This is a genomic window from Pseudomonas sp. GNP012 (assembly GCF_054343835.1).
Genome location: NZ_JBTGUU010000001.1, coordinates 5,021,463 through 5,032,981, shown reverse-complemented (window position 1 = coordinate 5,032,981; position 11,519 = coordinate 5,021,463). Strand labels below are relative to the sequence as shown.

Below are 11,519 nucleotides of genomic sequence, written 5' to 3'. Positions count from 1 at the left end.
GCTCCCACATTTTGATTTGTGTTTGTCAGACGTACTGCGCCGCGGCGTAACCGGAGGCCCACGCCCACTGGAAGTTGAATCCGCCAAGATGCCCGGTGACATCCAGCACTTCGCCGATGAAATACAGGCCCGGGCTTTTCAGTGATTCCATGGTCTTGGACGACACTTCATTGGTATTGACGCCGCCCAGGGTCACCTCGGCGGTGCGATAACCCTCGGTGCCCGCCGGCACGACTTTCCAGCTCGCCAGTTTCTCGGCGATGTCAGCCAGTTCCGCGTGGGTGTACTGCTTCATCGGTTTGGAGACGAACCAGTTGTCCGCCAGCAGGTTGGCCATCTTCTTGGTGAAGATTTCACCGAGCAGGGTTTTCAGCTCGCTGTTGGGGCGTTCGGCCTGTTGCTGTTGCAGCCAGTCCGGCACGTCGTGATCCGGCATCAGGTTGATCTCGACGGTATCGCCGGACTCCCAGAACGACGAGATCTGCAAAATCGCCGGGCCGCTGAGGCCGCGGTGGGTAAACAGGATGTTCTCGCGGAAGCTCTGGTCGTTGCAGCTCACCAGACAATCCACCGATGTACCGGACAACTCGGTGCACAACACCTTGAGCTGATCGGTGATGGTGAATGGAACCAGACCGGCGCGGGTCGGCAGCAGTTCGTGGCCGAACTGCCTGGCCACCTGGTAACCGAAGCCGGTGGCGCCCAGCGTCGGGATCGACAGGCCGCCAGTGGCGATCACCAGGGATTCGCAGGTGATCTGGTCGAGTGTCGTGTCCAGCAAATAGCCTTTCTCAAGCTTCTCGATGGTCTGGATAGAGGTGTCCAGGTGCAGGCTGACGCCGACCTGGTCGCACTCGTTCAGCAGCATTTCGAGGATGTCGCTGGATTTGTTATCGCAGAACAACTGGCCGAGTTTTTTCTCGTGGTACGGCACACCGTGCTTGGCCACCATGCCGATGAAATCCCACTGGGTGTAACGGGCCAGGGCGGATTTGCAGAAATGGGCATTCTGCGAGAGAAAATTGCCCGGTTCCGTGTACATGTTGGTGAAATTGCAGCGACCACCGCCAGACATCAGGATTTTCTTGCCGGCCTTGTTGGCATGGTCGAGCAACAGCACCTTGCGCCCGCGCCCGGCGGCGGTCAGTGCACACATCAACCCTGCGGCGCCAGCGCCAATGATCACGACTTCGGTAGAGCGCAAAACGGTGTCCTCTTGATGACTCACCACAAAACAAACCTGTAGGAGCGAGCTTGCTCGCGATGGACGTCAACGATAACGCGGGGTGTCTGATACCCAGCGGTGTTCTGTCGTCCATCGCGAGCAGGCTCGCTCCTACAGGGGGCGATGCGTTTTTACAGGATACGCACGCGCAACGAACGGCCCTTGATCTTGCCGTCGTTCAAACGCTGCAAGGCCTGCTTGGCGACGCCGCGCTCCACGGCCACATAGGCCTGGAAGTCGAAAATCGCGATCTTGCCGACCTGGGCGCCGGGGATGCCGGCGTCACCGGTCAGTGCGCCAAGAATGTCGCCCGGACGGACCTTGTCCTTGCGGCCGCCAGCGATGCACAGGGTGCTCATCTGCGGCAACAGCGGACCACCGCCCTTGGAGGTGAGGTTGTCCACCTGATCCCAGGTCAGCGGTGTTTTCTGCAATTGCTCGATGGCTTGTGCACGCTGCGCTTCGGACGGTGCCACCAGGCTGATCGCCAGGCCTTTCTCACCGGCGCGGCCGGTACGGCCGACGCGGTGGATGTGGATTTCCGAATCACGGGCCAGCTCGACGTTGATCACCATGTCCAGGGAATCGATGTCCAGACCACGGGCAGCAACGTCGGTGGCGACCAGTACCGAAGTACTGCGGTTGGCGAACATCGCCAGCACCTGGTCACGGTCGCGCTGTTCCAGATCACCGTGCAGGCCAACGGCGGAGATGCCTTTGGCGGTCAGGTGATCGACGGTTTCCTGAACCTGTTGCTTGGTGAAGCAGAAGGCTACGCAGGACGCCGGGCGGAAGTGGCCAAGTACCTTGGTCACCGCACTCATGCGGTCATCCGGGGAGATCTCGTAGAAGCGCTGCTCGATCTGCGTGTCGTCGTGGAACGCTTCGGCCTTCACTTGCTGCGGGTTGCGCATGAACTTCGAGGCCAGTTGCTTGATGCCTACCGGGTAGGTCGCGGAGAACAACAGGGTCTGGCGACGCTCCGGGGCCTGCATGATGATTTCTTCGATGGAATCGTAGAAACCCATGTCGAGCATGCGGTCGGCTTCGTCGAGGATCAGGGTGTTGAGGCCGTGAAGGACCAGCGAGCCCTTGCGCAGGTGCTGCTGGATGCGCCCCGGCGTGCCGACGATGATGTGCGCGCCGTGCTCCAGCGAAGCGATCTGCGGGCCGAGGGACACGCCGCCGCACAGGGTCAGGACCTTGATGTTGTCTTCGGCACGGGCCAGGCGACGGATTTCCTTGGCAACCTGGTCGGCCAGCTCGCGGGTCGGGCACAGGATCAGTGCCTGGCAACCGAAGTAACGCGGATTGATCGGGTTCAGCAGGCCGATGCCGAAGGCAGCGGTCTTGCCGCTGCCGGTCTTGGCCTGGGCGATCAGGTCCATCCCTTTGAGGATCACCGGCAAGCTTTGCGCCTGGATCGGCGTCATCTGGGCATAACCGAGGGATTCGAGGTTAGCCAGCATGGCGGCAGACAGCGGCAAAGTATTAAATTCGGTGGCGATGGTGGTCACGGGACTGGCCTGCAAAACAAAATGTCGCGCAGTGTACCAGTCCGATGGCCATTCGCCCTAAGGCTCTATGTGTTCTTCCGGACGTTTGACGCGCCGTCCGTCATTCTTTGACAGTTGCGAGAAGATTGTCGCGGCCAGCATCGCCATGATTCCCACGGTCACGAAGGTCAATTGGAATGCCCCCAGGACCGTGTCCACGCCATCATTACCAATCTCCGCCGTAAAGCCGCCGAGCAATGCACCGGCGCAGGCAACGCCCAGGCTCAGGGACAATTGCGCGACCACCGACAGCAGGCTGTTGCCGCTGCTGGCGCTGGCGTCGTCGAGGTCGATCAGGGTCACGGTGTTCATCGCGGTGAACTGCAGGGAGTTGATTGCGCCAAGGATCGCCAGCAGGCACAGCAGCAGCCAATACGGCGTCTGCTCGCTGACCAGGCCCATGCTCGCCAGCATGATGCCCAGTGCCAGGGTGTTGCCGGTGAGCACGATGCGATAACCCAGCCGCTCGATCAGTGGCCGGGCCACCCACTTGGCGATCATCGCCGCAGCGGCTAGCGGCAGCATGCTCATCCCGGCCTGGGACGGCGAATAGCCCAGCGCCACTTGCAGCAGCAACGGCACGAGAAAGGGCAGGGCGCCGCTGCCGAGGCGGGCGAACAGGTTGCCGAGAATGCCCACGGCAAAGGTTCGGGTTTTGAACAGCGACGGTGCGAACAACGGGTTCTCGATGTGTCCGGCGCGCAACCAGTACGCTGCCAGGCACGCCATGCCGCCGAACAGCAGCAACATCACCCGCAGGTGAGGCAGGTGCAATTCGCCCAGGCCTTCCATGGCGATGGTGATCAGAATCATCGCCGCGCCGAACAGCACGAAGCCCAGGCTATCGAAACGGGTGCGTTCCGAGCCGCGCAGGTCCGGGATGAATTTCCACACGGCGTAGCATCCCACCAGTCCCACCGGCAGGTTGATCAGGAAGATCCAGTGCCAGGTCAGGTACTGCACCATCCAGCCGCCCATGGTCGGGCCGATCAAGGGGCCGAGCAGCCCGGGAATGGTGATGAAGCCCATGATCCGCACCAGTTCCGAGCGCGGGTAGGCGCGCAGCACCACCAGCCGCCCGACCGGCAGCATCAACGCCCCGCCCAGGCCCTGGATCACCCGGGCGCCGATCAGCAGGCTCAGGCTGCTCGACAATGCGCAGAGCAATGAGCCGAGACTGAACAGCAGGATTGCGCTGAAGAAGATCTTCCTGGTGCCAAAACGGTCGGCGATCCAGCCCGAAGCCGGGATCAGCAAGGCGACCGTGAGCATGTAGGCGATGATCACCCCTTGCATGCGCAATGGGTCTTCGGCCAGGTCGCGGGCCATGGCCGGCAGGGCGGTGTTGAGGATCGTCCCGTCGAGGGACTGCATGAAGAAGGCAATGGCGACGACCCAGGGTATCCAGCGGGCGGTGATAGCGTCGAGAGGCGGGCGGTTGGGCATGGGACCTCTTGTGGTGGTCAGGTAACCGGACCCTGTGGGAGCGGGCTTGCCCGCGAAGAGGTCGTCACATCCAACATCAAGGTCGACTGACCTACCGCTTTCGCGGGCAAGCCCGCTCCCACAGGTATTGCGTTTACAGCGTCAGGGTCAACCGGCTGACCAACGCCCCCGGCAACAACGCCGAAGCCGTCGCCCGCTGGCTGTACGTACTCGCCGATAACAACAACTCCCGTTCCGCAGTCAACGCCTCCAGCCGCGAACCGAGCAGGCTGAAGGCGCTGTCATCAAAGCGCATGGTGTTGACCGGTGCTTGAATCTCGCCGTTCTCGACCCAGAAAGTGGCGAAGCGGGTCATGCCGGTCAGGCGCGCGGCCGGTTGATCCGAAAAGTTGAGGTACCACAGGTTGCTGATGTACAGCCCCGTACCCAACTGCTTGAGGATGTCCGCGTCAGGCAATGCCCCGGCTTTCATGTTCAGCGCGCTCGGGGATTCACCGCCACTGGCGCCGTTGGCGGTCAAACCGTATTCCGCGGCGCTGCGCGAACTGACCAGTTGTGCCCCGGCCTTGCCGTTGACGATCAACCCCAGGTCACTGCGCGGATAACCCTCATCGGAAAACGCCGGGCTCAGTGAGCCGCTGACTTTTTCGTCCAGCGAGACCAGCGGGCTGAATGCGCTGTCGCCACCGTAGAGCCTTTGCAGCGGGCTACTTTTGCTGGCAATCGACTGTGCCGAGAAACCACCCCAGCACAGCATGCCCATGATTTCTTCCAGCGCCGCCGGTGCCAGATAAGCGCGGTACTGGCCGGGCGCCAAAGTGCGTAGCGGCCGTCCCAGAAACTCAAGTTGCTCGCGGGCTTGCTCGAAGCGTTTGGCAAAGCCTTCGCTGTTCCAGTCCTGCCCGGCATAGCTGGCCTTTACCGCCTGGCCGTTCTCGTGGAACAGGCTGAAGTCGAAATTGAAACTGTTGGCCTGATGCCAGCCGAAGGCGCCCGAAGAACTGGCAAAACCACGACTGATCGGTCCGGCAGCGTAGAAACCGACAAGATCCAGGCCTTCGGCGGCCTGGGTGATTTGCGCGACCACCTGTTCGGTGTCCGGCAGCGGTTGGGCCTGCACGTTGTTGCTCTGCCAGCCATTGTGGTTGAGCAGCAGATACGGGTCCGCAGGTAGCAGCGGCAAGGTGTCGCGCAGCTGTTGCAGGCCTTCGTTCAAACGTTGCAGGTCAATCTGGGGATCGCCGGCCAACGTGATTTGCAGGTCGGCATGGCGGCCTTCGTTGATCAGTTTCAGGCCGATGCTCGCCTGCTGCACCTGACCGGCCTGACGCACCTTGGCGTGGTTGAAACGTATGAAGGCCGAGGATTCGGCGGCGTAGCTGAGGGTGAACTGTTCGGGCTCGTGAAGCGCTGCACGCAGGCTGTTGACCAGCGCCTTGAACGATGCGGACTGGCTGATTGACGGATGCATCAGGCGTCTCCTCCGAATACATCAACGTTACTGAACACGCAGGCCGGTGACGCGTGGCCGACGCGGATCACCTGGTTCGGCTCGCCCTTGCCGCAATTCGGTGTGCCGAGGACCTTGAAGGTACTGGCATCGCCGACAGCGCTGAGGCTTTTCCAGAACTGCGCGGAGATGCCCCTGTAATTGGGATTTTTTACCACGCCTTTGAGTTCGCCGTTTTCGATCAGTTGGCCCCATTCGCAGCCGAACTGGAATTTATTGCGGGCATCGTCGATCGACCAGGAACGGTTGGTCGACATCAGCACGCCGTGTTCGATACCGCCGATCAGCTGTTCGATGGACTGATCGCCCGGCTCGATGTTGAGGTTGGCCATGCGATCGATCGGCGGGCGATTCCAGCCACAGGCGCGGCTGTTGGCGACGCCGTCCATGCCGGCACGGAATTGCGACAACGCGCCGCCCAGCGGGCGCAGCAACAGGCCTTCGCGGATCAGGAACTGTTTGCTGGCGGGCGTGCCGTCGTCGTCATGGCCGTAGCTGGCGAGCTCCTCGGGGATGTCCGGGTCGAAGGTCACGTTGAGCAGGCCGGAGCCGTATTGCAGGCTGCCGAAATCTTCGGCTTTGACGAAACTGGTGCCGGCGTAATTGCGCTCGTCACCCAGTATGCGGTCCAGCTCCAGCGGGTGGCCGATGGATTCGTGGATTTGCAGCATCATCTGGTCGGGCATCAGCAGCAGGTCGCGCTTGCCTTGCGGTGTGTTCGGCGCCAGCAGCAGTTGCAGCGCCTGATCAGCCACCTGGGCACCGGCACCGATCAGGCCGCAGCGGCTGATGACGTCCGCCGCGCCTTGCTGGCCGAAGTTCTCGCGACCCAGGCTGCGGGTCTGGCTGTCTTTGCCGTCGTAGGCCGTGACGTCCAGGCCAGGGTACACAAAGCGTTGGGCCTGGCGCAGTTCGGCACCGGCGCTGTTGAGATAAATCTGCTCGACGTGAGTGATGCCGAGGCTGACCTGCCAGTTCACCAGGCGCTCGTCCCTGGGCACGGCGGCCGACTCGGCGCCGAGCAGTTGGTAGCAGTCGCTCAGGGACGGGAAGGGCTGGTCGAGGTTCGGCGAAAAGTAATCGGCGCGGTCGCTGGAAACAGCCTGTTCACGCAGGTCCAGCAAGGCATGGGGCTTGAGTCGACGGGCCTGGAACTCGGCGCGCTCGAGGGCGGCCTGCAGGCCTTGTTGCGACAGATCGTTGGTCGCCGCATAGACCTCGACGCCATTGACCCGCACGGTCAGCATCGCCCCTTCGTCACGGCTCAGGCTCGGCGGTTCGGCGATGTTCTTGCGCACCGACAGGTACTGCCCGGATTCGCGCACATAACGCAGGGAAAAGAATTCAGCACCCGTGCGCAAGGCAGCGAAGCGCTGCTTGAGCTGGGGGTAGAAATCGAACATTCGTGAACCTCCTGGTTATGGAGTGGCGATGGCGCGGTGCTGCGAGGGGAAGGGGTGAAACGATTGCGTGGCGCTAGATTAGGCCTGCGAGGGGGGAGGATCAAGTTTGGATCGGACTTGCGAGTGATTGCCGGGAGAGAGGTGTTGCCTGGCCGGGCCTCTTCGCGAGCAAGCCCGCTCCCACAGTAGTCCTGGCTGGATCACAAATCTGCAATCCAACCCGAAACCTGTGGGAGCGGGCTTGCTCGCGAATGGCCGTGACGCGATGTAACGCCTTACACCGTCTGGCTCACTTCCCGCACCGGCTTGCCCTTCACCGGTGCATCACCGGCCACATAGTAAGTGGCTGTGCTGCGCGGCAATGGCTTGCGACCACGGATCTTGTCGGCGATTTTCTCGGCCATCATGATCGTGGGTGCGTTCAGGTTGCCGGTGGTGATGATCGGCATGATCGAGGCATCGACCACCCGCAGGCCTTGCATGCCATGCACACGACCTTCGCCATCGACCACGGCCATGTCGTCGGTGCCCATCTTGCACGAGCAGGACGGGTGGAACGCAGTTTCGGCGTGTTCGCGGATGAACTTGTCCAGTTGCTCGTCGGTTTGCACCTCGATGCCGGGACTGATCTCGCGACCACGGAAAGCGTCCAGCGCCGGCTGTTGCATGATTTCACGGGTCAGGCGGATGCCGTCGCGGAACTCCTGCCAGTCCTGCTCGGTGGCCATGTAGTTGAACAGGATGCTCGGGTGCTGGCGTGGGTCCTTGGACTTGGCCTGGATGCGCCCACGGCTTGGCGAACGCATGGAGCCCATGTGCGCCTGGAAGCCGTGCTCTTTCACACCGTTGCTGCCGTTGTAGTTAATCGCCACCGGCAGGAAGTGGTACTGAATGTTCGGCCATTCGAATTCCGGACGGGTGCGGATGAAGCCGCCGGCTTCGAACTGGTTGCTGGCGCCGATGCCGGTGCCGTTGAACAGCCACTCGGCACCGATGGCCGGCTGGTTGTGCAGGAGCAGCGACGGGTACAGCGAGACTGGCTGGGTGCAAGCGTATTGCAGGTACAGCTCAAGGTGATCCTGCAGGTTTTCACCGACGCCCGGCAGGTCGTGGACCACCGGAATGTCGAGCTTTTTCAGCAGCTCGGCCGGGCCGACGCCGGAGCGTTGCAGGATCTGCGGCGAAGCGATGGCACCGGAGCACAGCAGCACTTCCTTGCGTGCTTTGACTTCAACGCGCTCTTCAGCGTCGCCGACCAGGTAACGCACGCCGACCGCACGCTTGCCTTCGAACAGGATCTTGTCGGTCAGGGCGTGGGTGACGATGGTCAGGGTCGAACGCTTCTTGGCGACGTCCAGGTAACCACGGGCGGTGGAGGCACGACGACCTTTCGGTGTCACGGTGCGATCCATCGGGCCGAAGCCTTCCTGCTGGTAGCCGTTCAAGTCTTCGGTGCGCGGGTAACCGGCCTGCACGCCGGCTTCAACCATGGCGTGGAACAGCGGGTTGTTGCCGGCTTTCGGCGTGGTCACACTGACCGGGCCGTCGCCACCGTGGTAGTCGTTCGGGCCGATGTCGCGGGTTTCCGCCTTGCGGAAATATGGCAGGCAGTCCAGGTACGACCAGTCTTCCAGGCCTGGCAGTTTCGCCCAGCCGTCGTAGTCCATGGCGTTGCCGCGGATGTAGCACATGCCGTTGATCAGCGAAGAGCCGCCCAGGCCCTTGCCGCGACCGCACTCCATGCGACGACCGTCCATGTGTGGCTCTGGATCGGTTTCGTAGGCCCAGTTGTAGCGACGGCCCTGCAGCGGGAACGCCAGGGCGGCCGGCATCTGTGTGCGGAAGTCGAAACGGTAGTCCGGGCCGCCGGCTTCGAGCAGCAGGACGGTGACGCCTGCGTCTTCGGTCAGACGGGTCGCCAGGGTGTTACCGGCGGAGCCGGCACCGATGATGATGTAGTCGAATTCTTGGGACATTGAATGCACCCTCTTTGATGGTGGTCAGGTCGGGCCTCGGCGAGTGCTGTGCACTCGATTCGCGAGCAAGCCCGCTCCCACATTTGATCTCTGGTGTACACAGAATCTGTGTCCACTGGTCCCTTGTGGGAGCGGGCTTGCCCGCGAAGAGGCCCTCGCGAGCAATACAGGTCTCGGGTCTTAGAACACCGAGACGTAATCGCCCAGCTCGACCTGTACCGACTTGATGCGGGTGAAGTTGTTCAGCGAGCTGATGCCGTTCTCACGGCCGACACCCGACTGCTTGTAGCCGCCAACCGGCATCTTCGCGTCGGACTCGCCCCAGGCGTTGATCCAGCAGATACCGGCTTCCAGTTGATGAATCACGCGGTGCGCGCGGTTCAGGTCGCGGGTGACGATACCGGCGGCCAGGCCGAATTCGGTGTCGTTGGCACGGCGGATCACTTCTTCTTCGGTTTCGTAGGTGAGGATCGCCATCACCGGGCCAAAGATTTCTTCACGGACGATGGTCATGTCGTCGGTGCAGTCGGTGAACACGGTCGGGGCCACGAAGGCGCCTTTGGCGAATTCGCCGTCGGTCAGACGCTCGCCGCCGCACAGCAGGCGTGCACCTTCTTCCTTGCCCTTGGCGATGTAGCCCAGCACGCTTTCCATGTGGGCGAAGCTGACCAGAGGGCCGAAGTTGGTGTTTTCGTCTTCAGGGTTGCCGACACGGATGCGCGCAACGCGCTCAACGATCTTGGCTTCGAAAGCGGCTTTCAGGTGGGCCGGTACGAACACGCGGGTGCCGTTGGTGCAGACCTGGCCGGAGCTGTAGAAGTTGGCCATCATCGCGGTGTCGGCAGCACGATCGAGGTCGGCGTCGTCGCAGATGATCAGCGGCGACTTGCCGCCCAGTTCCATGGTCACGTCCTTGAGCGAAGAGCTCGAAGCGCTGGCCATGACTTTCTTGCCGGTGTCGGTGCCGCCGGTGAACGAGACTTTCTCGATGCGCGGGTGCTCGGTCAGCCAGGTGCCGACTTCACGGCCGCTGCCGGTCAGGACGTTGAACACGCCGTTTGGCACGCCGGCTTCGGTGTAGATCTCGGCCAGTTTCAGGGTGGTCAGTGAGGTGACTTCGCTTGGCTTGAAGATCATCGCGTTACCGGCTGCCAGGGCTGGCGCGGATTTCCACAGGGCGATCTGGATCGGGTAGTTCCACGCGCCGATACCGGCCACAACGCCCAGCGGCTCGCGACGGGTGTAGACGAACGAGGTGGTGCGCAGCGGAATCTGCTCGCCTTCGATGGCCGGAACCAGGCCTGCGTAGTACTCCAGCACATCAGCGCCGGTGACGATGTCAACGTAGCGGGTTTCGGAGTACGCCTTGCCGGTGTCCAGAGTTTCCAGGGCGGCCAGTTCGTCGTTGCGCTCACGCAGGATTTCCACGGCGCGACGCAGGATGCGCGAACGCTCCATGGCGGTCATGGCAGCCCAGATTTTCTGGCCCTTTTCGGCGCTGACGACGGCGCGCTCGACGTCTTCTTTAGTGGCACGTTGTACTTTTGCGAGGACTTCACCGTTAGCCGGGTTGATGGCTTCGAAAGTGGCGTCGCTGCTGGCGTCAGAGTAAGCGCCATCGATGTAGAGTTTTTGCAATTCGAAACGGGCCATAAAGTCCTCGCAAGTGCATCAGTGATTGGCGCGGTCCGGTGGTTGAGCGTTCTGTGTGCTCTAACTCACCTGCTTGGCCAGTTGGAAATCCATGTATTCGTAAGCGATCTGGTGCGCCTGCCCGGTGTCGAAAGCATCTCCCGACAGCGCGCCGCGCAACCACAAACCGTCAATGAGGGCTGCCAGGCCACGGGCTGCACTGCGCGCATCGTCGAGCGGCAGTACGCGGCGGAACTGGCAGCACAGGTTGGAATACAGACGGTGATCATTGATCCGCTGCAACCTGTGCAAAGACGGGTGGTGCATGCTGGTGGCCCAGAAGGCCAGCCAGGTTTTCATTGCCGGGCCATTGACCTGGCTGGCGTCGAAGTTGCCTTCGATGATCACCTGCAGATGCGCCCGCGGGCTTGCATCTGTCAGCGCCTGACGGCGCGCGGTGACGTTCTCGCTGAGGACACTCATCAGGTACTGCGCCGTGGCAGCGATCAGGCCGTTCTTGTCCTGAAAGTAATGACTGATGATGCCATTCGAGACACCGGCCAAACGGGCGATCAGCGCAATGCTGGCGTCCCCCATTCCGACCTGATCGACCGCCAGCAATGTGGCTTCGATCAACTGCTGGCGACGGATGGGTTGCATACCGACCTTGGGCATCTTGCACATCTCCTTAGGCCTTCCGGCAGACGTCAAACGACTACCGGCTTGAAGGCCAGTCTATTTTGTTTTGATTGAACGTTCAATCAACAAAGA

8 protein-coding genes are annotated in these 11,519 nt (G+C 62.0%); all 8 read right to left on the bottom strand.

Annotated elements, in window-relative coordinates; translation table 11 throughout:
* Positions 1-25 precede the first annotated feature (25 nt).
* The 8 genes from ACXX83_RS22765 to betI all read right to left on the bottom strand — a co-directional run bounded on the left by ACXX83_RS22765 (position 26) and on the right by betI (position 11,423).
* Positions 26-1,204: a BaiN/RdsA family NAD(P)/FAD-dependent oxidoreductase gene (locus ACXX83_RS22765; RefSeq protein ID WP_217838479.1), complete on the bottom strand. Its 1,179-nt coding sequence runs from the start codon at positions 1,202-1,204 to the stop codon at positions 26-28.
* 152 nt (positions 1,205-1,356) lie between these two features.
* Positions 1,357-2,694 carry an ATP-dependent RNA helicase DbpA gene (gene dbpA, locus ACXX83_RS22760; protein WP_238540823.1) on the bottom strand — a complete coding sequence of 446 codons (1,338 nt, stop codon included), beginning with the start codon at positions 2,692-2,694 and terminating at the stop codon, positions 1,357-1,359.
* Positions 2,695-2,799: 105 nt separating this feature from the next.
* Positions 2,800-4,227, bottom strand: coding sequence for a multidrug transporter subunit MdtD (mdtD, locus tag ACXX83_RS22755; protein ID WP_217836579.1), 1,428 nt, complete (start codon positions 4,225-4,227; stop codon positions 2,800-2,802).
* 133 nt (positions 4,228-4,360) lie between these two features.
* The gene (locus tag ACXX83_RS22750) at positions 4,361-5,698 is read right to left on the bottom strand and encodes a TldD/PmbA family protein (RefSeq protein ID WP_458549669.1); all 1,338 of its coding nucleotides are present in this window, start codon (positions 5,696-5,698) and stop codon (positions 4,361-4,363) included.
* Positions 5,698-7,140 carry a TldD/PmbA family protein gene (locus ACXX83_RS22745; RefSeq protein WP_217836578.1) on the bottom strand — a complete coding sequence of 481 codons (1,443 nt, stop codon included), beginning with the start codon at positions 7,138-7,140 and terminating at the stop codon, positions 5,698-5,700. The genes ACXX83_RS22750 and ACXX83_RS22745 overlap by 1 nt, the downstream gene beginning before the upstream one ends.
* A 275-nt stretch (positions 7,141-7,415) precedes the next feature.
* Positions 7,416-9,116, bottom strand: a complete 1,701-nt coding sequence (gene betA, locus ACXX83_RS22740) for a choline dehydrogenase (RefSeq protein ID WP_217836577.1) — start codon at positions 9,114-9,116, stop codon at positions 7,416-7,418.
* 180 nt (positions 9,117-9,296) lie between these two features.
* A complete protein-coding gene (gene betB / locus ACXX83_RS22735; protein ID WP_458549668.1) occupies positions 9,297-10,769 on the bottom strand; it encodes a betaine-aldehyde dehydrogenase in 1,473 nt (490 codons plus the stop codon).
* Between the two features lie 60 nt (positions 10,770-10,829).
* Positions 10,830-11,423 carry a transcriptional regulator BetI gene (betI, locus tag ACXX83_RS22730; RefSeq protein WP_007975486.1) on the bottom strand — a complete coding sequence of 198 codons (594 nt, stop codon included), beginning with the start codon at positions 11,421-11,423 and terminating at the stop codon, positions 10,830-10,832.
* Between the last annotated feature and the right edge of the window lie 96 nt (positions 11,424-11,519).

Bases quoted from the DNA above. Each gene is read 5' to 3' on its own strand.
- betB (WP_458549668.1), bottom strand. From the start codon at position 10,769: ATGGCCCGTTTCGAATTGCAAAAACTCTACATCGATGGCGCTTACTCT.
- betI (WP_007975486.1), bottom strand. From the start codon at position 11,423: ATGCCCAAGGTCGGTATGCAACCCATCCGTCGCCAGCAGTTGATCGAA.
- betA (WP_217836577.1), bottom strand. From the start codon at position 9,116: ATGTCCCAAGAATTCGACTACATCATCATCGGTGCCGGCTCCGCCGGT.
- ACXX83_RS22750 (WP_458549669.1), bottom strand. From the start codon at position 5,698: ATGCATCCGTCAATCAGCCAGTCCGCATCGTTCAAGGCGCTGGTCAAC.
- dbpA (WP_238540823.1), bottom strand. From the start codon at position 2,694: ATGCTGGCTAACCTCGAATCCCTCGGTTATGCCCAGATGACGCCGATC.
- ACXX83_RS22745 (WP_217836578.1), bottom strand. From the start codon at position 7,140: ATGTTCGATTTCTACCCCCAGCTCAAGCAGCGCTTCGCTGCCTTGCGC.
- mdtD (WP_217836579.1), bottom strand. From the start codon at position 4,227: ATGCCCAACCGCCCGCCTCTCGACGCTATCACCGCCCGCTGGATACCC.